General features: G+C 73.8%; 21 protein-coding genes and 1 pseudogene. 8 read left to right on the forward strand and 14 right to left on the reverse strand.

From position 1 onward, the window contains the following. Window positions 1–52 precede the first annotated feature (52 nt). The 8 genes and pseudogenes from IE312_RS10305 to IE312_RS10340 form a co-directional block, all read right to left on the reverse strand. Complete coding sequence (locus IE312_RS10305; protein WP_189980516.1) at window positions 53–733, reverse strand: DNA primase; 681 nt, start codon at window positions 731–733, stop codon at window positions 53–55. A 1-nt stretch (window position 734) separates the two neighbouring features. Continuing rightward, a complete protein-coding gene (locus IE312_RS10310; protein WP_189980518.1) occupies window positions 735–992 on the reverse strand; it encodes a gas vesicle protein GvpG in 258 nt (85 codons plus the stop codon). Window positions 993–1,023: 31 nt separating this feature from the next. Continuing rightward, complete coding sequence (locus tag IE312_RS10315) at window positions 1,024–1,794, reverse strand: GvpL/GvpF family gas vesicle protein (protein WP_189980520.1); 771 nt, start codon at window positions 1,792–1,794, stop codon at window positions 1,024–1,026. Next, entirely contained in the window at window positions 1,791–2,213 is a 423-nt protein-coding gene (locus tag IE312_RS10320; RefSeq protein WP_189980522.1) for a gas vesicle structural protein GvpA, read from the reverse strand. Before IE312_RS10320 ends, IE312_RS10315 begins: the two co-directional genes overlap by 4 nt. A 64-nt stretch (window positions 2,214–2,277) precedes the next feature. Continuing rightward, window positions 2,278–2,667 carry a gas vesicle protein GvpO gene (locus tag IE312_RS10325; RefSeq protein ID WP_189980524.1) on the reverse strand — a complete coding sequence of 130 codons (390 nt, stop codon included), beginning with the start codon at window positions 2,665–2,667 and terminating at the stop codon, window positions 2,278–2,280. 45 nt (window positions 2,668–2,712) lie between these two features. Further along, window positions 2,713–3,648 (reverse strand): non-homologous end-joining DNA ligase, encoded by a 936-nt coding sequence (ligD, locus tag IE312_RS10330; protein ID WP_189980526.1) that lies wholly within the window; start codon window positions 3,646–3,648, stop codon window positions 2,713–2,715. Beyond that, a pseudogene (locus tag IE312_RS10335) lies at window positions 3,645–5,527 on the reverse strand (transketolase). The gene ligD and the pseudogene IE312_RS10335 overlap by 4 nt, the downstream one beginning before the upstream one ends. 42 nt (window positions 5,528–5,569) lie before the next feature. Then, on the reverse strand, window positions 5,570–5,818 hold the full coding sequence (locus IE312_RS10340; RefSeq protein ID WP_189980857.1) for a hypothetical protein: 249 nt from the start codon (window positions 5,816–5,818) through the stop codon (window positions 5,570–5,572). A 434-nt stretch (window positions 5,819–6,252) separates the two neighbouring features. On the opposite strand from IE312_RS10340, the gene IE312_RS10345 reads away from it, so the two are divergent. Next, window positions 6,253–7,209, forward strand: coding sequence for an LLM class F420-dependent oxidoreductase (locus IE312_RS10345; RefSeq protein ID WP_189980528.1), 957 nt, complete (start codon window positions 6,253–6,255; stop codon window positions 7,207–7,209). An 80-nt stretch (window positions 7,210–7,289) separates the two neighbouring features. Here IE312_RS10345 and IE312_RS10350 read toward each other — a convergent pair whose 3' ends face one another. The 5 genes from IE312_RS10350 to IE312_RS10375 form a co-directional block, all read right to left on the reverse strand. After that, window positions 7,290–7,724: a phage holin family protein gene (locus IE312_RS10350; RefSeq protein WP_189980530.1), complete on the reverse strand. Its 435-nt coding sequence runs from the start codon at window positions 7,722–7,724 to the stop codon at window positions 7,290–7,292. Window positions 7,725–7,768: 44 nt separating this feature from the next. Further along, window positions 7,769–8,335, reverse strand: coding sequence for a GNAT family N-acetyltransferase (locus IE312_RS10355; protein ID WP_189980532.1), 567 nt, complete (start codon window positions 8,333–8,335; stop codon window positions 7,769–7,771). A gap of 17 nt (window positions 8,336–8,352) precedes the next feature. Then, the gene (locus tag IE312_RS10360; protein ID WP_189980533.1) at window positions 8,353–9,276 is read right to left on the reverse strand and encodes a S66 peptidase family protein; all 924 of its coding nucleotides are present in this window, start codon (window positions 9,274–9,276) and stop codon (window positions 8,353–8,355) included. Continuing rightward, a complete protein-coding gene (locus IE312_RS44005; RefSeq protein WP_306419726.1) occupies window positions 9,273–13,070 on the reverse strand; it encodes a DHA2 family efflux MFS transporter permease subunit in 3,798 nt (1,265 codons plus the stop codon). The genes IE312_RS10360 and IE312_RS44005 overlap by 4 nt, the downstream gene beginning before the upstream one ends. A 147-nt stretch (window positions 13,071–13,217) precedes the next feature. Beyond that, complete coding sequence (locus tag IE312_RS10375) at window positions 13,218–13,661, reverse strand: SRPBCC family protein (RefSeq protein WP_189980534.1); 444 nt, start codon at window positions 13,659–13,661, stop codon at window positions 13,218–13,220. A gap of 137 nt (window positions 13,662–13,798) precedes the next feature. Between IE312_RS10375 and IE312_RS10380 the strand changes: the two genes are divergently transcribed. From IE312_RS10380 to IE312_RS10395, 4 genes are all read left to right on the forward strand, one after another. Next, window positions 13,799–14,842, forward strand: coding sequence for an Rv2578c family radical SAM protein (locus tag IE312_RS10380; protein WP_189980535.1), 1,044 nt, complete (start codon window positions 13,799–13,801; stop codon window positions 14,840–14,842). A gap of 145 nt (window positions 14,843–14,987) precedes the next feature. Then, window positions 14,988–16,547 (forward strand): alpha/beta fold hydrolase, encoded by a 1,560-nt coding sequence (locus tag IE312_RS10385; protein WP_189980536.1) that lies wholly within the window; start codon window positions 14,988–14,990, stop codon window positions 16,545–16,547. An 83-nt stretch (window positions 16,548–16,630) separates the two neighbouring features. After that, on the forward strand, window positions 16,631–17,029 hold the full coding sequence (locus tag IE312_RS10390; RefSeq protein WP_189980537.1) for a RidA family protein: 399 nt from the start codon (window positions 16,631–16,633) through the stop codon (window positions 17,027–17,029). 20 nt (window positions 17,030–17,049) lie between these two features. Next, a complete protein-coding gene (locus IE312_RS10395; RefSeq protein WP_189980834.1) occupies window positions 17,050–17,544 on the forward strand; it encodes a GNAT family N-acetyltransferase in 495 nt (164 codons plus the stop codon). 177 nt (window positions 17,545–17,721) lie between these two features. Here the strand turns inward: IE312_RS10395 and IE312_RS10400 are convergent, their stop codons facing one another. Beyond that, window positions 17,722–18,303: an adenylosuccinate lyase gene (locus tag IE312_RS10400; RefSeq protein ID WP_189980538.1), complete on the reverse strand. Its 582-nt coding sequence runs from the start codon at window positions 18,301–18,303 to the stop codon at window positions 17,722–17,724. 391 nt (window positions 18,304–18,694) lie between these two features. On the opposite strand from IE312_RS10400, the gene IE312_RS10405 reads away from it, so the two are divergent. The 3 genes from IE312_RS10405 to IE312_RS39470 form a co-directional block, all read left to right on the forward strand. Next, window positions 18,695–20,509 carry a 3-hydroxyacyl-CoA dehydrogenase family protein gene (locus tag IE312_RS10405; protein ID WP_189980539.1) on the forward strand — a complete coding sequence of 605 codons (1,815 nt, stop codon included), beginning with the start codon at window positions 18,695–18,697 and terminating at the stop codon, window positions 20,507–20,509. A gap of 160 nt (window positions 20,510–20,669) precedes the next feature. Beyond that, window positions 20,670–21,482 carry a TetR family transcriptional regulator gene (locus IE312_RS10410; RefSeq protein WP_229899464.1) on the forward strand — a complete coding sequence of 271 codons (813 nt, stop codon included), beginning with the start codon at window positions 20,670–20,672 and terminating at the stop codon, window positions 21,480–21,482. A 414-nt stretch (window positions 21,483–21,896) separates the two neighbouring features. Next, on the forward strand, window positions 21,897–22,478 hold a 582-nt coding region (locus IE312_RS39470; protein WP_229899543.1), incomplete at its 3' end, for an alcohol dehydrogenase catalytic domain-containing protein.

Raw genomic sequence — 22,478 nt, forward strand, 5'->3', positions numbered from 1 at the left:
GCGGCGCCGGTGGCCTTTCCAGCTGTGGAGGTGGCGGTTCCGAGGGTGTCGCTCATCGGTCATCGCCGCCCTTCGACTGCCGGGAGGCGGCGCCCTTGGCGGCGTCGCCGGCCGGAGCCGTCTTCTTCGCGGCCGTCTTGCGGGCCGTGCCGGTCTTCTTGGCCGCCGCCTTCTTCGCGGGGGCCGTCTTCTTCGCAGCGGCCTTCTTGCCGGGGATCTTCTTGGCAGGGGCCTTCTTCGCCGGGGGCCGGTCGCCGGAGCCTTCGCTGCGGGACCCGCCGTCGCGGTCGCCGGCGGACTCCTCGTGCCCGTCCTCCCGGCCGTCCTCGTCGCGGTCCTCGTCGTCGCGGTCCTCGTCGTCCCGGCCCTCGTCGTCCCGGTCCTCGTCGTCCCGGCCCTCGTCGGAGCCGGACGCGCCGCCGGACACCTGGTCGCGCACCTTGGCGGTACGGCCGGCCAGCCGGTCGGCGAGCGTGCTCATCTGCCGCTCGACCATGGCACCCGTGGCGGCCTTGCCGACGCCCCGCATGTCCTGGCGCAGTTGGTCGCCTATCTCCTTGAACTGCGGGTTGTTCTTCAGCTGCTGGTTCACCAGGTCCGCGACCATGCGCGGGCTGAGGTTCAGCTTCTTCCCCGCCACCAGCGAGCCGACCGCGACGGCCATTTTGAGCTTCTTCGTACGTCCGAGCAGATATCCGGCCCCTACGGCGAGGCCCAGTGCGGTTCGGTTCATGTCACGTCCCGTTGCCTGTGGTGTCGCCGGAGCGCATCGCGATCTCCAGCCGGTCGAGCAGTTCGTCCTCGCGCCGGTCGAACTCCTCCTCGGTGATCTCGCCCGACTCCAGTTGCTCCTCGAGCCGGGCGAGTTCGGCCCGTACGGTGGCGGGGTCGTAGTAGATCCGCTCCGCTTCACGGAGCACCTGCCTGATGGCCCACGCGCTGCCGCGCGCGGGGGCGAACGGCAGCATCAGCACTTCGCCGATCAGTCCCACGGTGTCCTCCTCTCCGTCCGGGCCGGGAGCGCTACTGCGCGCCGGTGTCCGCGCCGGCCGTGCTGCCCGCGGGCTGCGCCGGGCCGGGCTCGACGAAGCTGTACGGCGGCAGCGGCCCGTTGACCCTGAGGTCCAGGTGGGCGTGGCTCTTGCGGATCTGCTCGACGGTGGCCAGGAAGTCCTCGGCCGAATCCCGCGCGACCAGGAACGACACGTTCAGCAGCCAGCCGGTGGACTCGGGGCCCTCGCTGACGGCGGAGGCGGCCGGTGTGAGCAGGGCCTGCACCTCCTGCCGGTCCTCGGCCTCCTTGGCCTTCACGGCGGCGGCGACCATCTCGCCGAGGCGGATCTTGTCGTCGTAGCTGCCGCCGCCGGACCTGCGGTTGGCCTCGGCGAGGGAGCGGACGTCCGCGTTCTCGGCCATCACGCGGTGCAGGACGGCCTCTTCGACGTGCGTGGCCTTGATGTTGTACTCGACCTTGCCGTCCAGCTCGCGCAGCCGGTCCAGGTAGTGCTCGGACCGGTCGGTGAGCACCCGGGTGACGGCGTCGTCGTCGTCGGCGACGCTGCCGAAGCGCATCGGCAGCACACAGCCGCCCGCGCCCGCCTCGGCGAGCACGTTCTGGTGGGCGAGCAGGTCCCTGCGCTTGGGGCGCAGGTCCTCGGGGGCGTCACTGACGACGGCGGCCAGGTCACCGGCGGTGAGCACGCGGACGGAGCGCGGCGGCTCGCCCACCCCGGTCATGCCCTCGGGCAGCGCCGGGTGGGACCGGGCGGTGATGCCGTAGACGTAGGTGGTCACTCCTGCTCCTCCTTACGGCGCGCGGGTGCCTTGCGGGCGCGCGGCCTGGACTCGGTCTCCCCTTCCTGGCGCGCCTGGGTGAAGGCGTCGGATATGGTCTGCGCGGCGCCGGACAGCGCGCCCTTGGACTTGCCGCGGGCGCCGGACTCGGTGACCTCGCCCACGATCTCGGGCAGGCCCGGGCTCTTGTTTGGGCCCGACTCCAGGTCCAGGCGGTTGCACGCCTCGGCGAAGCGCAGGTAGGTGTCCACACTGGCCACGACGACCCGGACGTCGATCTTCAGGATCTCGATGCCGACCAGGGAGACGCGCACGAACGCGTCGATCACGAGCCCTCGGTCCAGGACCAGCTCAAGTACGTCGTAGAGGCCGCTGCTGCCGCCTCCGCCTCCGGTCTGCTGTGCCGGAACAACAGTCATGCCGGCGATTCCTCCTCCTGCTGATGGGTGCACGGTCTGCGCTGGCGGGTGGACGCGCCGTGGCCTAACGGCCCCGCGCGTCGGCCCTGCCGCGTTCGTAGCGGCGGACACGCCGGTAACCGGTCAGCTGGCCCTCCGGGTCCAGCTCGACCTGGTAGCTCGCCATCAGGCTCATCGTGTCCGGGACCCGGGCGAGTTCCAGTACCTCGACCTCGATGGACCAGCCGTCCTCGGTCTCCTCGAAGGAGGACACGGACTCGGGCGTGAGTCCGGTCAGCTCGGCGAGCTGGCTGCGCGCCTGGCGCAGCACCTCCATGGGGGTCGGCCGCTTGCTGCTCGTCCCGCGGCGGGCGGTGCCCTGCGTCTCGTGCGTGTTGTCGGAGTCTTGAGAGTGCTGAGAGTTCTGTGCTTCCTGTGAACTCTGTGAGTCTGACGTGCTGTTTGTGTTCGACATGGCCACCTCTCCCCTGCGTGTGGCCGTTCCTTCCTTGGCCAAACCTCAGGAGTGCATGTCATCGAGACGGCGCCGGGCCGGGCCGAGGGTACGGCCGCGGCGGGGCAGGTCGCTCCACGGCTCCGTCCGGGCCTGGTCGACGGCGTCGGCGATGCTCCACCGGCGGGCGTTCAGCGCCGGATCGTCCAGCTGCTTCCAGGCTAGGGGCACGGCGACCGGCGCGCCCGGCCGGGCGCGGACGCTGTAGGGGGCGACGGCCGTCTGGGCGTAGCCGTTGCGCTGCACGTCCAGGTAGAGCCGGCCCGCGCGGTCGTGCTTGCGGGCGGCGGTGGTGAGCCGGTCGGGGTGCCGGGAGGCGGCCAGTGCGGCGACGTCACGCGCGAACCGCCGGACCTCGTCGAAGTCGTGGCGGCCGTCCAGCGGGACGACGAGGTGCAGTCCGCGCGAACCGGTGGTCATGGCTCCCGCGGGCAGGTCCAGCTCCGCCAGCAGCTCACGCATCCAGCGGGCCGCGTCCCGGACGGCGGCGAAGTCGTCGCCGGCCGGGTCGAGGTCGAAGACCAGCCGGTCGGGGTGGTCCGGGCCGCCGGCCCGGTCGGTGCGGGAGAGCCAGCGGTGCAGGGTGACGCAGGCCTGGTCGGCGAGGTGGAGGAGGGTGGCGGTGTCGTCGCACACGACGTGGGTGATCGTGCCGCCCTCCTTGGCGACCTCGACGCGGGTGATCCAGTCCGGGTAGTGCTCCGGGGTGTTCTTCTGCAGGAACCGCCGGCCGTCGAGGCCGTCCGGGCAGCGTTCCAAGGTCAGCGGGCGGCCCCGCAGGTGCGGCAGCAGGTACGGGGCGACGGCCCGGTAGTAGTCGGCGAGATCGCCCTTGGTGTACTCCGGCGCACCCCCGCGGCCGGGGAAGAGCACCTTCCCCGGCCGCTGGATCTCCACGGTGCGGCGGCCCGCCCTGAGGGTCCGGGCGTCGCCGCGGCTCATCGCACGACCGCCTCCTCGACCAGCATCCTGGCCGCCGCCGCGATGCCCGTGGCGTCGATGCCCGCCGCGTGCAGCTGCTCGTCGGGCGCGGCGGAGCCCGGCATGGTGCGCACCGCGAGCCGGACCAGGCGGGGCACCGGCCGGCCGTCGCCGAAGGCCTCGGCGACGGCGTCCCCGATGCCGCCCTCGGGGTGGTGGTCCTCCACCGTGAGCAGGCAGCCGGTCTCCTCGGCCGCCCGGTGCAGGGTCTCGGCGTCGACGGGCTTGACCGAGTACAGATCGATCACCCGCACCCGGATGCCGTCCGCGGCGAGCCGGTCGGCGGCGGCCAGCGCCTCGGGCACGGTCGCCCCGGCGGCCACGACGGTCAGCCGGTCGTCCTCGCCGCAGCGCAGCGTCTTGCTGCCGCCGACCGGGAACTCCTCGTCGGGGCCGTAGACCACCGGGGTCTTGCCGCGGGAGGTGCGCAGGTAGCGGATGCCCTCCAGGCCGGCCATGGTGGCGACCAGCCGGGCGGTCTGGTTGGCGTCGCACGGGTACAGCACCGTCGAGCCGTACACGGACCGGAACAAAGCCAGGTCCTCCAGGCCCATCTGGGAGGGCCCGTCCTGCCCGATGGCGACACCGGCGTGCGAGCCGACCAGGTTGAGCCCGGATCCGCTGATGGCCGCCATCCGCACGAAATCGTGGGCTCGGGACAGGAAGGCGGCGAACGTGGAGGCGTACGGCAGCCAGCCGCGCGCGGCCATGCCGACGGCGGTGGCGACGAGCTGCTGCTCGGCGATGTAGCACTCGAAGAACCGGTCGGGGTGCTCCTTGGCGAACTCCTCGGTACGGGTGGAGTCGCCGACCTCGCCGTCCAGGGCGACGACGTCGCCGCGGGCGGTGCCGAGCGCGGCGAGCGCCGTGCCGAAGGCGTCCCGGGTGGCGACCTCGTCGCCGAGGTCGTAGCGGGGCAGCTGCACGGGCCCGGTGGTCAGCGAGCGCAGCGCGGCGGCGACCTGCGGCTCGGAGACGCGGACGTGCAGGTCACGGGGCCCGCCGAGTTCGGCGATGGCGTCCTCGGCCTCGGGCAGCGGCTTGCCGTGCAGGCCCTCGCGGTCCTCCACGGCGGCTTGCCGTGCAGGCCCTCGCGGTCCTCCACGGCGGCGACGCCCCGGCCCTTGAGGGTGCGGGCGAGGATCACGGTGGGCTGCCCGGTGGTGGACAGCGCCTCCCCGTAGGCCCGGTCGATGGCGTCGACGTCGTGGCCGTCGACCTCGATGGTGTGCCAGTCGAAGGCCTGGAAGCGGCGGGCGTAGGCGGCCAGGTCGTGGCCGTGCCGGGTGGGGCCGCGCTGGCCGAGCCGGTTGACGTCCACGATGGCGGTCAGGTTGTCCAGGTTCTCGTAGCCGGCGTGTTCGGCGGCCTCCCACACCGAGCCCTCGGCCAGCTCGCTGTCGCCGCACAGCACCCATACCCGGTAGCCGGTGCGGTCCAGCCGCTTCCCGGCGAGGGCGATGCCGACCCCGACGGGCAGGCCCTGGCCGAGGGAGCCGGTGGCCGTCTCCACCCACGGCAGGCGGCGGGGCGTCGGGTGGCCCTCCAGCCGGCTGCCGATCTTGCGGAAGGTGACGAGCTCGCCGTCCTCGATCGCGCCGGCCGCCTTGTACGCGGCGTACAGCAGCGGGGAGGCGTGTCCCTTGGACAGGACGAAGCGGTCGTTCACGGGGTGTTCGGGGCGCTCGAAGTCGTAGCGGAGGTGGTTGGCGAGCAGGACGGCCAGCAGGTCGGCCGCGGACATGGAGGACGTGGGGTGCCCGGATCCCGCGGCGGCGGACGCCCGCACGCTGTCCACGCGCAACTGCTGCCCCAGGGCGGCCAGTTCGTCAGTGTTCATGAATCTCCTCGGTCTCCTCGCGCTGGGTCGCGCCGGGGGCGCTCAGTCGGGTGCGTCCGGGCGGTCCGCGGGATCGCCCGGGCCGGCGGGCTCGGGGCCGTCGGCGCGCTTGACCGGGCCGGGAGCCGGACGCTCCGCCCCGCCCTCGGCCGGCTCCCCGCCGGGCTGGTTCTTCGCCGGCTCCCCGCCGGGCTGGTTCGCGGCGGGCTCCCCGCCGGGCTGGTTCTTCGCCGGCTCTCCGCCGGGCTGGTTCCTGGCGGCCTCGGCGGGCCGGTCGTCCTGGTGTGTCATGGTGTCGCCTCCTGCCTGAGTGGACGGTGGGACGCCCTGACACGGCCGTAGGGCCGCCGGCAGCCGGCCTCCGGCGGTCCGCGGAACCCGTGCCCGTGCCCGTGCCCGTGCCCGGTGGCACCGGGGAGCGGCGGCGGTTCGGCGGCGCCGGCGACGGCCGGCGGCCGGTGCGGGAAGCGGCCGACGGGCGGAACCGGCGCCGACGATCACGACGCGGGGTCGGCTCACGGTGCGCCTCCGGCGGTCTGGCTCGTCCCAGGTCTTCCGCGTAACCGAGGCGGGTGCACCCAAACGCCGGGCGGGTCATCCGTACGGCACCACCGGTGCCCGGACGGCAAGCCCGCCGGGCGCCGCCGGACCGGCGTTTCGCCCGGTGGCGCCCGGTTACCCGGGCCGGGAAAGGATCACATCGGCTCGCCCGCGGAGGTTCGCCCATGCCCGAGTACGGCTATTTCCTGGCGTGCGAGGAGCACGATCCCGCCGCCCTCGTCGAACAGGCCCGGATGGCCGAACAGGCCGGCTTCCAGGCGCTGTGGATCTCCGACCACTACCACCCGTGGAACGACGCGCAGGGGCAGAGCCCGTTCGTGTGGTCGGTGATCGGCGCCCTGTCGGAGGCGGTGTCACTGCCCATCGAGACCGCGGTGACCTGCCCGACCGTGCGGATGCACCCGGCGGTCGTGGCACAGGCGGCGGCCACCAGCGCGGTGATGACCCAGGGCCGGTTCCGGCTCGGCGTCGGTACCGGCGAGGCCCTGAACGAGCACATCCTCGGCGACCGCTGGCCCCCGACGCAGGTGCGCCTGGAGATGCTGGAGGAGGCGATCCACGTGATGCGCCGGCTGTTCACCGGCGAGGAGGTCACCCACCACGGCACCCACTACACCGTGGAGAACGCCCGCCTCTACACCGTCCCCGACGAGCCCGTCCCGATCGACATCTCCGGCTTCGGCCCGAAGGCGACCGCGCTGGCCTCCCGGGTGGCCGACGGCTACATCACGATGATGCCGGACGAGGAGATGGTCACCCGGTTCCGCACGGACGGCGGCGGGACCAAGCTGGTCAGCGGGGGCACGAAGGTCTGCTACGGCACCGACCGTGACGCGTGCGTCCGCACGGTGCACGACCTCTGGTTCAACGAGCTGCTGCCCGGCGAGATGGGGCAGGTCCTGCCCTCGCCCCGGCACTTCGAGCAGCTGCAGGAGCTGGTCACCGAGGACATGGTGCGGGACGCGAGGGTGTGCGGGGACGACGTGGACGAGCACGTCTCGGCACTGCGGGCGTTCGCCGACGCCGGGTTCGACCGGGTGTACGTCAACCAGATCGGGCCGGACCAGCGGGGCTTCTTCGACTTCTACCGCACGAAGGTGCTGCCGCAGCTCACCGGATGAGCGGGAGCACGACGCCGGGAGGCAGGGGCGAGGGGGCGGGGCGGACGCCCCGCCCCCTCGCGGTCAGGGTCTGCTCGCGGTCAGGCCCGGTGATGCGGGGCGTCGGGGTCCGCCGGGGAGTTGGGCGGTGTCTGCGGCATCGGCGGGTACGGCATGCCGAGGCCGCTCGGCGGGGTGGCCGGCGCGGAGCCGCCGAGCACGCGGTGCGGGGCGTCGGGGTGGTGACCGGAGTGGGCGGCGCCCCGCAGGGCGTACGCCACCACGCCCAGCAGCGCCGCGGTGATCAGCGCCGCGGCCCAGCCGGGCAGCCCGATCGCCAGGGCCAGGCCCGCGGCGAGGGCCACCGCGCCGCCCGCGTACAGGGCGGCGGCACCCGACGCGGCGTACAGCATGGCGGTGCGGCGCCGCTTGCGCGACTGCTCGCGCAGTTCGTCGCGCACCGTCTCGCGCGCCACCTGAGCCAGTTCTTCGACGAGGTGCTTGTCCAGGTGTTCCAGGTGATCGAAGCGGTCCATACCCTGCGGGTACCCGGCGGGCACAGCGGGTAACGCGGCGGCCCCTACGCCGGCGGCGGCGCCGCTCCCGCGCGCATCTCCGCGGTGAGGGCCCAGCGCTCGTGGTCGCGCCAGGCGCCGTCGACGTGGAGCATGTCCGGGGAGAAGCCCTCCAGACGGAAGCCCGCGCCCCGGGCGAGGGCGATGGAGGCTGCGTTGCCGGGCTGGACGTTGATCTCCAGCCGGTGCAGGCCCAGCGGCCCGAAGGCGTACCCGATCACCAGCTCCATGCCTTCGCGCATCAGGCCCCGCCCGGCCGCGTGCGCGAAGGCTCCGTAGCCGAGGGCGCCGCTCTGGAAACCGCCCCGCACGATGTTGTTGATGTTGATGAAGCCGGCGATGGCCCCGCCGTCCTTCTCGCACACCAGGAAGCCGGCCCGGTCCGCGTCCCCGATGAGCCGGCCGGCGTAGTCGGCGTAGGCCTCGTCGCTGTCCGGCGGGAACAGCCACGGCCGGTGCAGGTCCTTGCTCTCCCGGGCCCGCGCGGTGAACTCGGGGCCGTCCGCGAGGGTGATGGGGCGGATGGCGACGCGGGGCCCCTCGGCGAGGCGGCGGGACGGGGGATGCGGCATGCGGCCAGCCTACGGCGTCAGCGCAGCGCCGGCTCGTCCAGCGTCAAAGTGCCCGTGTCCGCGTCGAGTTCGGCCGCTGTCCCGAACGGGATGGTCAGTGCCCCCGCGCAGTGGCCGAAGCCGGTCTCCTCCAGGACCGGCACCCCGAGTCCGCCGAGCCGGTCGGCGAGCAGCGGCCGCAGCCGGCCGTAGTCCGCGCACCGCTCCCAGGAGCCGAGCAGCACCCCGCGCACTCCGTCCAGCCAGCCCGAGCGCCGGAGCTGGGTGAGATAGCGGTCCAGCCGGTAGGTCTCCTCGCCCACGTCCTCCAGGCAGAGCAGTCCGCCGCGCGCGGAGGTCCGGGTGTGCGGGGTACCGAGGCCGGTGGCGAGCAGGCTGGGGCAGCCGCCGAGGGTGACGCCCCGGGCCCGGCCGGGCACGAGGGGGGTGCCGCCGGAGGCGATGGTGCGGACCGTCTCGGGAGCGAACAGCGTGGCCCGCAGGTGCTCCTGGGCCCGGGCGTTCTTGATGAAGTCGATGCCGGCCGCCATCGGCCCGTACAGCGTGACCAGCCCCAGGCGGGTGGCGAGGGCCTCGTGCAGCACGGTGATGTCGCTGAACCCGACGAAGACCTTCGGGCCGGCCGCGCGCAGCGCCTCCCAGTCGAGCAGGTCGACCATGCGCTGCACGCCGTAACCGCCGCGGGCGCACACCACGGCGTCCACGGCGGGGTCGCACCAGGCGTTCTGGAAGTCGGCGGCCCGGTCGGCGTCCGTGCCCGCGAGGTAGTCGAACTCGGGGTGCCGGCCGAGGACATGGGGGCCGACGACCGGGTCGAGGTCCCAGCCGCGCAGCACGTCGAGGCCCGCCTGCAGCCGCTCCTCGGGCACCCGCCCGCTGGGGGCGACGACGGCGACGCGGGCACCGGGAGCCAGCCGCTGCGGTCGCAGGAGTTCCTTCACCGGTCCAGCTCCAGCTTCGGTACCCGCGGTGCCGGTTCCAGCCCGAACACCTGGGCGTACAGGGACAGTTCCGCCTCCAGGGCGCGGATCATCGTTTCGGCCCGGCGGAATCCGTGCCCCTCGCCCTCGAACGTGAGGTAGGCGTGCGGCACGCCCCGGCCGGCGATCCGCGCGAGGAAGCGCTCGCACTGGGCGGGCGGGCAGATGACGTCGTCCAGGCCCTGCAGGAGCAGGAAGGGCACGTCCAGCCGGTCGGCGTGCGTGGTCGGGGAGCGCTCGGCGTACCGGTCGGGCACCTCGGCGAGCGGGCCGATCAGGGACTCCAGGTAGCGGGACTCGAAGTCGTGGGTGTCGCCGGGGCCCCAGGTGGCCAGGTCGAGCACCGGGTAGACGACGGTGCCGCACGCGTAGACGTCGGTGGTGGTCAGGGAGGCCGCGGCGGTCCAGCCGCCCGCGCTGCCGCCCCGGATCGCCAGCCGGGCCGGATCGGCGGTGCCCTCGGCGGCGAGGGCGCGGGCGACGGCCGCGCAGTCCTCCACGTCGACCACGCCCCACTGCTCGCGCAGCCGCTCCCGGTAGGCGCGGCCGTAGCCGGTGGAGCCGCCGTAGTTCACCTCGGCGACCCCGATGCCCCGTGAGGTGAAGTAGGCGACCGCCAGGTCCAGCACGAGCGGCACCCGGCTGGTGGGTCCGCCGTGCGCCCAGATGACGTACGGCGGCAGCTCGCCGTCGGGCGCGGTGCGTGCCGGGTGGTGCGGCGGGTGGACGTGGGCGTGCACCTCGCGGCCGTCGGGGCCGGGGAAGGTGCGGATCTGCGGCTCCGGGTAGTGGGCCGGGTCGACGGGATCCCGGTGCCGGGCGCCGATCACCCGGGCGCGGCCGGTGGCGGTGTCCAGCTCGACCACTTCGTACCCGGTGCGCGGGCCGGCGGCGACGGTGACGACGCGGTGGCCGTGGGTCGCGAGGGTGGGGCTGTATTCGGTCCAGGGTCCGGCGGCGTCGACGAGTTCGCCGGACGCCGTGTCCACTATCCCGAGCGCGGTCGGCCCGCGGCCGTGGACGACCGCCAGCAGGCCGTCGTCCAGCGGCGCGAACCACCGCAGTCCCAACTGCCACAGCGGCCCGCCGAACTCCTCCTCGCGCGGGCAGAGCGGGGTGCCGTCGCGGTAGAGGTTCCACCAGCCGCTGCGGTCGCTGGTGTACAGCATGCTGCCGTCCGCCGCCCACTCGACCTGCGCGACCGCCTCCCGCGGTCCACCGGCGACCGCCCGCACGTCCGTCAGCCGGCCGTCCTCCCCCACCCCGGCCACCAGCAGCTCCGTGCCGTCCCAGGGCATCCGCGGGTGGTCCCACGCCAGCCAGGCCGCCCGCCGGCCGTCCGGGGACAGCCGGACGCCGGTGACGAACCGGTGCCGGGGTTCGGCCAGGGCGCGGACGGCCCCGCGGTCGCCTGCGGCCGAGCCGTCCAGCGGTACGGCGGCCAGGAGGCGCCGCACGTCGCCGGGACCGTCACCGGTGAACTCCTCCAGTACGCACCACACCTCGCCGCGGGCGAGGTCCACCCGGGGCTCGGCCCAGCGCAGCCCGCCGCCCACCGGGGAGACGGGGGTGAGCGGCACGGGTTCGCCGCCGGGCTCGTACCGGTACAGCCGCTGGTCGGCGAAGTGCACGAAGACGATCAGCGGCCGGCCCTCCCGCACGGCGCCGGCCCAGGGCCGGCCGCCGTACTCGATGAAGGCGGGGGCGCTGCCGGCGAGGGTGTACTCGCCGGCGACCAGGTCGGTGATGACGTAGCCGCCCTCGCGCCCGCTGCGGGTGCTGGCGACGACCTCGCCGTGCACGTTGGTGAGGGTCACGGCGGCGTCCCGGACGGGGGTGCCGTCGGCGGTGAGCACACTGCCGGCGAGGCGGCCGGCGCCGCCCAGGACGACGTCGAGTTCGACGGGGCGTTCGCCGACGGTGACGGAGACGGCCTGCGGCTGGTGTCCGCCGGCGGCGGCGATCAGCACGTATGCCCCGGAGCCGGGCGTGCCGAGCGCGTACCGCCCGTCCTCGCCGCTGGCGCCCCGTCCGATCTGCTGCCCGGTGACGTCGATGAGCGTGAGGGCCGCGCGGGGCACGACGGTGCCGTCGGGGTGCTGCACCGTGCCGCAGACGGGGACTCCGGCGGCGTACGGGGACCGGGCCTGGGGGATCGGGGCGGTCATGGTCTGCGGCTCGGTTTCGGCGGTGTGGTGGGACACCAGGGGTTTCTCCTTGAGGAAACAGGCGATCAGCAGGCCGAGGGCGAGCACCGGGACGAGGTAGAGGAAGATCCGGGGCATCGCGTCGGCGTAGGCGCGGATGTAGGCGTCGCGCAGGGCCGGGGGCAGCGCGTGGACGAGCTGCGGGGTGAGCGAGTCGGCGTCGGGCGGACCGGTACCGGCGTGCGGGGGCGGGTCGCGGTGCAGGGCGTCGGTGAGGCGGCCGGTGAAGAGGGTGCCGAAGACGGCGGCGCCGACGCTGCCGCCGATCTGCCGGAAGTAGTTGCCGGCGCTGGTGGCGCTGCCGAGGTCGGCGGGGCGTACGGAGTTCTGCACGGCGAGGACGAGGACGGGCATGACCAGGCCGATGCCGGTGCCGAGGACGGCCATCCAGATGCTGTAGTGCAGCCGGGGCGTGTCGGTCTGCAGCCGGGACAGCAGCCACATGCCGGCGGTGGCGAGCGCGCCGCCGGCCACGGGGAAGATCTTGTAACGGCCGGTGTGGCTGATGAGGTGCCCGGAGACGACGGAGGCACCGACGATCCCGGCCATCATGGGCAGCATCAGCAGCCCGGACCCGGTGGCGCTGGCCCCGTCGACCATCTGCAGGAAGGTCGGCAGATAGCTGGCGGCGCCGAACAGGGCGACGCCGATCACCGTGCCGACCAGACCGCTGACGGTGAAGACGGGATCGCGGAACAGCCGGAGCGGGATGAGGGGTTCGACGGCGAAGCGCTCGGCGACGAGGAAGAGGACGCCGGCGGTGAGGGCGCCGGCGCCGAGGCCGAGGATCTGCCGGGAGTCCCAGGCGTACTCGGTGCCGCCCCAGCTGGTGAGCAGGACCAGGCAGGTGGAGGCGGCGGCGAGCAGCAGGGTGCCGAGGACGTCGAACCGGGCGCGTGCGCGGGGCCGGGGAAGGCGCAGGACGGCGGCGACGACGGCCAGGGTGGCCAGGCCGAAGGGGACGTTGACGTAGAAGCACCAGCGCCAGGAGAGGTGGTCGGTGAAGTAGCCGCCGAGCAGGGGTCCGGCGACGGAGGCGAGACCGAAGACGGCACCGATCAGGCCCATGTACCGGCCGCGCTGCCGGGGTGGCACGATGTCGGCGATGATCGCCTGCACGCCGATCATGAGTCCGCCGGCGCCGACGCCCTGGACCGCGCGGAAGGCGATCAGCTGGTTCATGGTCCCGGACCGGCCGGCGAGCGCGGAGCCGAGGACGAAGACGGCGATGGCGAACTGGAAGACGCCCTTGCGGCCGAGCAGGTCGCCGAGTTTGCCGTAGACCGGCAGGCAGACGGTGGAGGTGAGCAGGTAGGCGGTGACCGCCCAGGACATCCTGTCCAGTCCGTGCAGTTCGCCGACGATCTTCGGTAGGGCGGTGGCCACGATCATCTGGTCGTGGGCGGCCAGCAGCAGCGCCGGCATCAGCCCGAGGAAGACCAGCCGCACCCGGCGGGGGTCCGGCCCGGCGGCCCGGCCGGGTTCCGGGACGGGGCGGCCGGGTGGCGCGGGGACCGTTTCCGTCCGGTCCAGAGCGATCCCGCCCATGTAGCGCTCCCCTCGTCGCACCTGCCGCACCGTTGCCGCGTGATGCGACAACTACGGGCAAGTGCGACGAGTTACGGGACAGACCCGGTCGAGATGCGATTCCACTCGTACCGGTGAAGGGGCCAATGCCCGGCGGGATCCCCGGACTTACTTCTCGACCTCGGCGGCGAGGTTGGCGAGCAGGGCGTCGTAGATCCGGCCGAGGCCCTTGGGCGCGAAGGTCTTCTCGAAGAAGCCGCCGATGCCGCCGGCACCCTGCCAGGTGGTGGTGACGACGACCCGGGAGCCGCCCTCGCCGGCGGGGGTGACGCGCCAGGTGGTGACCATGGAGGAGTTGCGGTCCTTCTCGACCAGCTCGCCGTCGGTGGGCTCGCTGACCTCCAGCAGGCAGTCCCGCACCCGCTTGCTGGTGGCCTGGAGCTTCCAGTGGACGAGGGTGCCCTCGCCGTCGCCCCCCTCGCGCACCTCGTACTCGCTGAACTGCTCGGGCAGCAGCTTGCGCCGGGTGCCGCGGTAGTCGGCGAGGGCGTCGAACACCTTCTCCGCGTCCGCCGCGACGACCCGCTCCGTAGTGGCCTCGACCTGCGCCATTGCGTTCCCTCCACGACCTGGTTCCTCGGGGTTGGGGCAAGCCAACCACCCCGCCGCCCGGCCGCCCAAATCGGGGTGCGCACGATCATGGGAACAGATGTTCTATTGTGGGGGCCGGTGCGAGCGAGGAGGCGTCCATGCGCTGGGAGAACCTCACAGACGACGGCGAACACGGCCGGGCCGCCGACGCGGCGCTGTTCGGCGCGGACGCCGTCGTCACCCGTACGTTCGACACGCCCGAGTTCCGCGGGATCACCTTCCACGAGGTGCGGGCCCGCTCCGTGCTCAACCGAGTGCCGGGTGCCTCACGGATGCCGTTCGAATGGACGGTCAACCCCTACCGGGGGTGCACGCACGCGTGCGTCTACTGCTTCGCCCGCAGGACGCACGGCTATCTGGACCTGGACACGGGCGTCGGCTTCGACACCCAGATCGTCGTCAAGGTGAACGCACCGGAGGTGCTGCGCCGCCAGCTGGCCTCCCGCCGCTGGCAGGGCGACCACGTGGCGATGGGCACGAACGTCGACTGCTACCAGCGCGCCGAGGGCCGCTACCGGCTGATGCCGGGGATCATCTCCGCGCTCACGGACCGGGCGAACCCGTTCTCCATCCTCACCAAGGGCACCCTGATCCTGCGCGACCTGGACCTGCTGGTGCGGGCGGCCGGGGTGACGGACGTCGGCGTATCGGTCTCCGTCGGCTTCCTGGACGGCGAGCTGTGGCGCACGGTGGAGCCGGGCACACCCGCCCCCGAGCGCCGGCTGGACGTCGTGCGCGCCTTCGCCGAGCACGGCATCGGGTGCGGGGTGCTGATGGCACCGGTGATCCCGTTCCTGAGCGACCACCCGGCCCAGCTGCGGGCGACGGTACGGGCGATCGCTGCGGCCGGGGCCACCTCCGTCACCCCGCTCGTGCTGCACCTGCGGCCGGGGGCCCGGGAGTGGTTCACGGCCTGGCTCGGACAGCACCATCCGCACCTGGTGGCGCGCTACGAGCGGCTGTACGCGGAGGGTGCCTACGCGCCCAAGTGGTACCAGCGCCGGATCACCCGTCAGGTGCACGAGCTGGCCGAGGAGTACGGCATCGGGCCCACGCGCGCGGGCCTGGCCCGCCGGATCCGCCCGGCCGAGCCCGCTCCTCCCCCTGCCGGACCCGAGCCGGTCCAGCTCAGTCTGATGTGAGCACGCGCGGGCGTTAGGGGGCATCCCACGGCCCGATCGGGTCAACTATGGCCCCGGCGCGTTCCGCAGGCATCCGATTCCGGGACGATCCGGCGAGAACCGTGGGCTCACGGCTCGCCGCAACCTCCGTCCCGGGAGGACCCGAATGAGAACACGCGCCGCCCTGCTGAGCGCGGCCGCGGCCGCCGCCGTCCTGGCGGGCTCGGTCACGGCCGCTCCCGCGCAGGCCGCCCGGCCCGCCGGACTCGGCTGGCAGAAGTGCGGCACCGCCGACTACCCCCGGCTCGAGTGCGCCTCGCTGGAGGTGCCCCTGGACCACGCCCGACCGTCCGGCCGGCGGATCACGCTCGCCCTCTCCCGCGTCCCGCACACCGCCCCGGCCTCCCAGGGCCCCCTGCTGGTCAACCCGGGCGGGCCCGGCGGCAGCGGCCTGGCCCTCGCGGGGTTCGTCGCCTCGGCGCTGCCCAAGGGCGTCGCGGCCCGGTACGACGTCATCGGCTTCGACCCGCGCGGGGTCGGCCGCAGCCGCCCGGCCCTGGACTGCGCGCCCGGCCACTTCACGCCGGTGCGCCCGGACCCGGTGCCGGCCACCCCCGCGCTGGAACGCGCCGGCCTCGACCGCGCGCGCTCCTTCGCCGCGGCCTGCGGCCGCAAGTACGCCGACCTGTTGCCCCACCTGGACACGGTGAGCGCCGCCCGGGACCTGGACGCCGTCCGCAGCGCCCTCGGCGCGCCGCGGATCAGCTACTTCGGCTACTCCTACGGCACGTACCTGGGTGCGGTCTACGCGAAGCTGTTCCCGCGGCGCGTCCACCGCCTGGTGCTGGACTCGGTCGTCGACCCGACCGGCGTCTGGTACCGGGACAACCTCGCCCAGGACCACGCCTTCGACGACCGCCACCGCGCGCTGATGGCCTGGATCGCCCGCTACGACACGGCCTACGGACTCGGCCGGGACCCCGCGCGGATCGAGGCCCGCTGGTACGCGATGCGGGCGGCGCTGGCGAAGAAGCCGGCCGCGGGCCGGGTCGGCGCCGCCGAGCTGGAGGACACCTTCGTGCCCGGCGCCTACTTCAACGGCTACTGGCCCTACCTCGCCGAGGCGTTCGCGGCCTACGTCCACCGCGGGGACACCGGCCCGCTGGTGAAGCTGTACCGGGACCTGGCCGCCGTGGACGCCGCCGGCGACAACGGCTACAGCGTCTACACGGCGGTGCAGTGCCGCGACGCGCCCTGGCCGCGCGACTGGAACCGGTGGCGCGCGGACGGCTGGGGCGTGTACGCCAAGGCACCCCTGATGGCCTGGAACAACGCCTGGTACAACGCGCCCTGCGCGTTCTGGCCGACGGGTCCGCGCCGGCCGGTGGACACCGCCAACGGGGCGTTGCCGCCGGCCCTGCTCTTCCAGGCGACCGGGGACGCGGCGACCCCGTACGCCGGCGGTGTCACGGTCCACCGGCTGCTGGCCCGCTCCAGCCTGGTGGTCGAGGAGGGCGGCGGCAACCACGGCGTCACGCTGAGCGGCAACACCTGCCTGGACGAGTACCTGGCCGCGTACCTGGACGACGGCACGGTGCCGCGGGGCGCCGGGCCGGCCGACGCGGTCTGCGCCGCTTCCCCCGATCCGAAGCCGCTGCCGGACGGGCCGGCACCGGCACCGGCCCGCGGCTCGGCCCTGCACGGCCTGCTGGGCGTGCGCCCCTGACACCCCGGCGGGCCGGCCTGCCGCCCCGGGCAACCGCCCGGCCCGCCGGGGGCGTTGTCGGTGGCATGGTGCACCCTGGGCCCATGAGCGAACCGACGCGCATCCCCGCGCCCGCAGGCGTGTTCCCCGCCGCCCAGTACACCCACGTGGTGGCCGCGACCGGCCGGCTCGTCGCGGTCTCCGGTCAACTGCCCCTGGACGAGGACGGCGAGCTGGTCGGGGCGGGCGATCCGGCGGCCCAGGCCCGGCAGGTGTTCGCGAACCTGCGGCGCTGCCTGGCCGCCGCGGGCGCCGGCTTCGAGGACGTGGTGAAGCTGACGTACTTCGTCACGGACATGGCCCACATGCCGGCCGTCCGCACGGCCCGCGCCGCCCACATACCCGAGGACCGCCTGCCCGCCTCGACCGCGGTCCAGGTGGCCGCCCTGGTGTCACCGGAGTTCCTGCTGGAGGTGGAGGCCCTCGCGGTGGTGACCGCGTGACCTCCCTGACGGTCCGGAGGATGACCCTCGCCGACTGCGACCGTGTCTCCGCGATCCGCGTCCGCGGCTGGCAGCACGCCTACCGGGGGCTCATGCCCCAGGCGTACCTCGACGGGCTGAGCGCCACCGCGGACGCCGAGCGGCGGCGTGCCGGGTTCGCGCGGCGCGCCGCCGGCGTGGTGGACCTGGTCGCCGAGCGGGACGGCACGGTGCTCGGCTGGGCGGCGTGCGGACCGTACCGGGGCGGCGGCGCCGCTGCGGGCGACGCCGAGCTGTACGCGATCTACGTCGACCCCGCCCACCTCGGCACCGGCATCGGGCGCGCGCTGCTCGGCGCCTCGCTGGAGCGGTGTGCGGCGTGTCCGCGCGTGCTGCTGTGGGTGCTGCGGGACAACGCCCCCGCCCGGCGCTTCTACGAGCGCGCCGGGTTCCGGCCGGACGGTGCGCAGGAGCTCTTCGAGGTGGGCGGCGTGCGCGTGCCCGAGGTGCGGTACGTGCGCACGCCCACCGGCTGACCGGTGTGCGACCCGGCCGCGCAAGCTGCTGTGGGGGCCTCACGGACAACGCCCCGGTCCGGCGTTCCTACGAGAGCGCCCGATCCCGGTCCGACGATGCCGAGAGGTCCTTCGAGGTGGGCGGCGTGGGCGTGCCCGAGGTGCGGTACGTGCGCACGCCCGCCGGCTGACCCGGCGTCACCTGGTCTGCTCCTGCGGGATCCGGGCCAGCGCGTGCACCGCCGCCTCGGCGAGCGCCGGGTGCGCGAGGGCCTCGCTGAGGACGCGCCGGGCGCGGGGGTCGCCGAGGGTGCCCAGGCCCTCCACGCAGGCGAGGGCCACCCGCCGGTAGGGGTCGTGCGGGCGCAGTCGCCGTTCCAGCGTGGTGATCAGCGCGGGCACGGACTCGGGGGCGCGCAGCGCGACCAGGAGCCGTACCGGGTACAGGGCGTAGGCGACGCGCAGCTCGTTGGTGGCGAGGGCCGCGGCGGCACGGGCCGTGCGCGGGTCGCCGAGCCGGGCGAGGGCGTGCGCGGCGGAGGCGCAGCGCGGCGGGTCGCGGTGGTTGAGCAGCAGTACCAGGGCCTCGAAGGCACGCCGGTCGCCGGCGCCGCCGAGGCGGAACGCGGCCAGTTCCCGGGCCCACAGCGGCTGTCCGGGCGCGGTGAGCACCTCGGCGAGCGTGTCGTGGTCCTCGGTGGCCAGCAGGCTCCCGAACGCCGCCGAGCCGCCGGACTCCTGCCGTAAGCGCTCCGTGAGCGATCGCAACTCTTCGTCCACGCCGTCCAGCGTAGGGGGGCCGCGGCCGGCGAGGGAGCTACATCACAAAGTCGGTTTCCGCCCGGGGACTGGCGCGCTCGTTACCCGCCGGTTAAGCTCATTCGAGCGAGTAACCCTCTCGCATCTTCCGCTGGCGACGGTTTGGTGACGCGGCCGTCGCGAGCGTGTCTGTCGGTTCGGTGCACCGTGTGCACCGCAGTACGACCCGGCTTCGGGACAGAGCCGGTCGGACGTTCCGCCACTGCCGGGCGTGTGCACGCCCACGGCACCGGCGGCCCCGGGCGTGTGCGCTCGCAGCCCGGCAACACCCGCACTCTCCTCGCACCGCGGTGCGCCCTCGGGCGCACCCCGGCGCGCTCCTCGTCGTCACCCTCATTCCTGGAGTCCCGCGATGGCCACTCCCCTGTCCCCCCAGTCCGGCACTTCCCTGTCCCCGCTCAGGACGATCGCCGTCGTGGGCCTCGGCACCATGGGCACCGGTATCACCGAAGTCCTCGCGCGGGCCGGCCGCGAGGTGATCGGCATCGACATCAGCGAGGCCCAGACCGCGAAGGCGCTCGCCGCGCTGGAGGCCGCCACCGCCCGCGCCGTGGAGCGCGGCCGGCTCACCGGGGAGGAGCGCGCCGGGGCACTGGCCCGGGTGCGCACCACCACCGACCTCGCCGCGGCGGCCGACGCCGACCTCGTCATCGAGGTCACCCCGGAGTCGTACGAGATCAAGCAGCAGGTCTTCCGCGAGCTGGACGCGATCGTCCGCCCGGAGACGATCCTGGCGACCGGCACGAACGCGCTGTCCGTGACCCGCCTGGCCGCCGGCTCGGCCCGCCCCGAGCGCGTGCTCGGCCTGCACTTCTTCAACCCGGCGCCGGCCATGAAGCTGGTCGAGGTGGTCTCCTCGGTGCTGACCGCGCCGCAGGCCGTCGCCGCCGTCACCGACCTGGCGCTGGAGCTGGGCAAGGAGCCGGTCGCGGTCGGCGACCGCCCGGGCTTCGTCGCCGACGGGCTGCTGTTCGGCTACCTCAACCAGGCCGCCGCGATGTACGAGGCCCGGTACGCCTCCCGCGAGGACATCGACGCCGCGATGCGGCTGGGCTGCGGCCTGCCGATGGGCCCGCTGGCCCTGCTGGACCTGATCGGCATCGACACCGCGCGGACGGTCCTGGAGGCCATGTACGCGGAGTCCCACGACCGGCTGCACGCCCCCGCCCCGATCCTCCGGCAACTGAGCGAGGCCGGCCTGACCGGCCGCAAGAGCGGGCGCGGCTTCTACACGTACGAGGCCCCGGGCAGCGGCACGGTGGTGCCGGACGCGCTGACCCCGGCGGCGGACGGCTCGCTCGGCGCCGGCCGGGAGGTCCGCTCGGTCGGTGTGGCCGGCTCCGGCACCATGGCCTCCGGGATCGCCGAGGTGTTCGCCAAGGCCGGTTACCAGGTCGTGCTGGCCGCCCGCAGCGAGGAGAAGGCCCAGGCGGCCAGGGCCCGGATCGGCAAGTCCCTGGCGCGGTCCGTGGACCGGGGCCGGCTGACCGCCGAGGCCGCCGCGGGGATCCTGGAGCGGATCGTCCCGGCGGGCTCCTACGAGGCCTTCGCCGAGGTGGACCTCGCCGTGGAGGCGGTCGCGGAGGACCTGGAGGTCAAGCGGCAGCTGTTCGCCGCGCTGGACAAGGTGTGCAAGCCGGGCGCGGTCCTGGCCACCACCACCTCGTCGCTGCCCGTCGTCGCCTGCGCCCGCGCCACCTCGCGCCCGCAGGACGTGATCGGCATGCACTTCTTCAACCCGGCGCCGGCGATGAAGCTGGTGGAGGTCGTGCGGACGGTGCTCACGGCGGACGACGTCCACGCGACCGTGCGCGAGGTCTGCGCGAAGATCAAGAAGCACGCGGTGGACTGCGGCGACCGGGCCGGTTTCATCGTCAACGCGCTGCTGTTCCCGTACCTCAACAACGCGGTCAAGATGGTGCAGGAGCACTACGCGTCCCTCGACGACATCGACGCGGCGATGAAGCTGGGCGGCGGCTACCCGATGGGCCCCTTCGAGCTGCTGGACGTGGTCGGCCTGGACGTCTCGCTGGCCATCGAGAAGGTGCTGCACCGCGAGTTCCGTGACCCCGGCCTGGCCCCGGCGCCGCTGCTGGAGCATCTGGTGGCCGCCGGCTGCCTGGGCCGCAAGACCGGCCGCGGCTTCCGCGAGTATGCCCGCCGCTGACGGCGTCGGCGACTGGTTCGGTACGGGGACGGACTGGGGCGGGCTGCTCGGCCCCGGAGCCGGCGCCCCGCCCGCCCGGCCCGGTTCTCCCCCGCCCCCCGCGGGCGGGGGAGAGCCCGGATCCGCGCACCGAGCTGCGCGGATGCAGTACGTTCGGGTCATGTCCCAGCCCGCCAAGTCCTCCCGTACACCAGCCACGTCCGACGCGCCGGAAAGTGCCGCAGGCAGTCGCGCCGCCGCCCAGCGGCTCAAGATGCGCCGAGAACTGGCGGCAGCAGCCATGGAGCTGTTCGCGACCAAGGGCTACGAGGCCACCACCGTCGACGAGATCGCCGCCGCCGCCGGGGTCGCCCGGCGCACCTTCTTCCGCCACTTCCGTTCCAAGGAAGAGGCGATCTTCCCGGACCACGACGACACGCTGATCCGCGCGGAGGCGGTCCTCAACGCCGCCCCGGCGCACGAGCACCCGCTCGACACCGTGTGCCGTGGCATCAAGGAGGTCATGAAGATGTACGCGGCGCGGCCGGAGATCTCCGTCGCCCGCTACAAGCTCACGCGCGAGGTCCCCACCCTGCGCGAGGCGGAGATCGCCTCGGTCGCCCGCTACGAGCGCCTGTTCACCCGCTATCTGCTCGGCCACTTCGACGAGCACGCGCACGCCGACGACGCCAACGACGACCCGCTGCTGGCCGAGGTGGCCGCCTCGGCCGTGGTCACCGCCCACAACCACGTGCTCCGGCGCTGGCTGCGGGCCGGCGGCCAGGGCGACGTGGAGGCGCAGCTGGACCACGCCTTCGCGATCGTGCGCAGGACCTTCGGCACCGGCATCGGGGCCGGCCGCGAGAGTGCTCCGCGCACCTCGCCGGCCACCACCGTCGACCACGGGGAGGTCCTGGTGACGGTGGCCAGGACCGACGCCCCGCTGGACGAGGTGATGCGCACCATCGAGCAGGCGCTGAGAGCGCGGACCTAGCGGCCGGAGCGCGCGAAACGGGCTGGGAGCGGCACTGGGTGCCGCTCCCAGCCCGTTTCGCTTATCACGAATCTGATCGATCATCGCTCATTTGTTGCGTAAAGATTTCACCTGAGAGCAATTTCTGGCACTCAGTGCCTTGCGACCTGACACGCGGTGTCATACGTTGAAGGAGTCCGGGCGGCCGGCGAGCAGAGACCTTTCGCTCGTCGGCTGTCCCCGCAAGCTCATGGTTTGCGCGCCCGGACGCCTGCGTCACAGGCAACCTCCTGCGCCACAAAGCGCTGCCGAAGCACCACCGAGCCGAACCGACGGCACACCCCTCGAAAACCCTCAGCAGCACTCACCGCAGCACCGACGATCCCCCAGCGCCCCTCCCTCAGGGCGCTCACCGCCGGAGGCAACACCGTGACCGTGAAGGACATCCTGGACGCGATCCAGTCGAAGGACGCCACGTCCGCCGACTTCGCCGCCCTGCCGCTCCCCGAGTCGTACCGCGCCATCACCGTGCACAAGGACGAGACGGAGATGTTCGCGGGCCTTGAGACCCGTGACAAGGACCCCCGCAAGTCGATCCACCTCGACGAGGTCCCCCTGCCCGAACTCGGCCCGGGCGAGGCCCTGGTGGCCGTCATGGCCTCCTCGGTCAACTACAACTCGGTGTGGACCTCGATCTTCGAGCCGCTGTCCACCTTCGGGTTCCTGGAGCGCTACGGCCGCACCAGCGAGCTGGCCAAGCGGCACGACCTGCCCTACCACATCATCGGCTCCGACCTCGCGGGCGTCGTCCTGCGCACCGGCCCCGGCGTCAACGCCTGGAAGCCCGGTGACGAGGTCGTCGCGCACTGCCTGTCGGTCGAACTGGAGTCCTCCGACGGCCACAACGACACGATGCTCGACCCCGAGCAGCGCATCTGGGGCTTCGAGACCAACTTCGGCGGCCTCGCCGAGATCGCCCTGGTGAAGTCCAACCAGCTGATGCCGAAGCCGGACCAC

The sequence above is a fragment of the Streptomyces capoamus genome (assembly GCF_014654935.1).
GTDB classification, from domain to species: Bacteria; Actinomycetota; Actinomycetes; order Streptomycetales; family Streptomycetaceae; genus Streptomyces; species Streptomyces capoamus.

Coding starts and splice junctions, on each gene's coding strand:
- IE312_RS10345 (WP_189980528.1), top strand. CDS start 6,253: ATGCCCGAGTACGGCTATTTCCTGGCGTGCGAGGAGCACGATCCCGCC.
- IE312_RS44005 (WP_306419726.1), bottom strand. CDS start 13,070: ATGGGCGGGATCGCTCTGGACCGGACGGAAACGGTCCCCGCGCCACCC.
- IE312_RS10380 (WP_189980535.1), top strand. CDS start 13,799: ATGCGCTGGGAGAACCTCACAGACGACGGCGAACACGGCCGGGCCGCC.
- IE312_RS10355 (WP_189980532.1), bottom strand. CDS start 8,335: ATGCCGCATCCCCCGTCCCGCCGCCTCGCCGAGGGGCCCCGCGTCGCC.
- IE312_RS10325 (WP_189980524.1), bottom strand. CDS start 2,667: ATGTCGAACACAAACAGCACGTCAGACTCACAGAGTTCACAGGAAGCA.
- IE312_RS10340 (WP_189980857.1), bottom strand. CDS start 5,818: ATGACACACCAGGACGACCGGCCCGCCGAGGCCGCCAGGAACCAGCCC.
- IE312_RS10350 (WP_189980530.1), bottom strand. CDS start 7,724: ATGGACCGCTTCGATCACCTGGAACACCTGGACAAGCACCTCGTCGAA.
- IE312_RS10375 (WP_189980534.1), bottom strand. CDS start 13,661: ATGGCGCAGGTCGAGGCCACTACGGAGCGGGTCGTCGCGGCGGACGCG.
- IE312_RS10410 (WP_229899464.1), top strand. CDS start 20,670: ATGTCCCAGCCCGCCAAGTCCTCCCGTACACCAGCCACGTCCGACGCG.
- IE312_RS10320 (WP_189980522.1), bottom strand. CDS start 2,213: ATGACTGTTGTTCCGGCACAGCAGACCGGAGGCGGAGGCGGCAGCAGC.
- ligD (WP_189980526.1), bottom strand. CDS start 3,648: ATGAGCCGCGGCGACGCCCGGACCCTCAGGGCGGGCCGCCGCACCGTG.
- IE312_RS10395 (WP_189980834.1), top strand. CDS start 17,050: ATGACCCTCGCCGACTGCGACCGTGTCTCCGCGATCCGCGTCCGCGGC.
- IE312_RS10385 (WP_189980536.1), top strand. CDS start 14,988: ATGAGAACACGCGCCGCCCTGCTGAGCGCGGCCGCGGCCGCCGCCGTC.
- IE312_RS10305 (WP_189980516.1), bottom strand. CDS start 733: ATGAACCGAACCGCACTGGGCCTCGCCGTAGGGGCCGGATATCTGCTC.
- IE312_RS10405 (WP_189980539.1), top strand. CDS start 18,695: ATGGCCACTCCCCTGTCCCCCCAGTCCGGCACTTCCCTGTCCCCGCTC.
- IE312_RS10390 (WP_189980537.1), top strand. CDS start 16,631: ATGAGCGAACCGACGCGCATCCCCGCGCCCGCAGGCGTGTTCCCCGCC.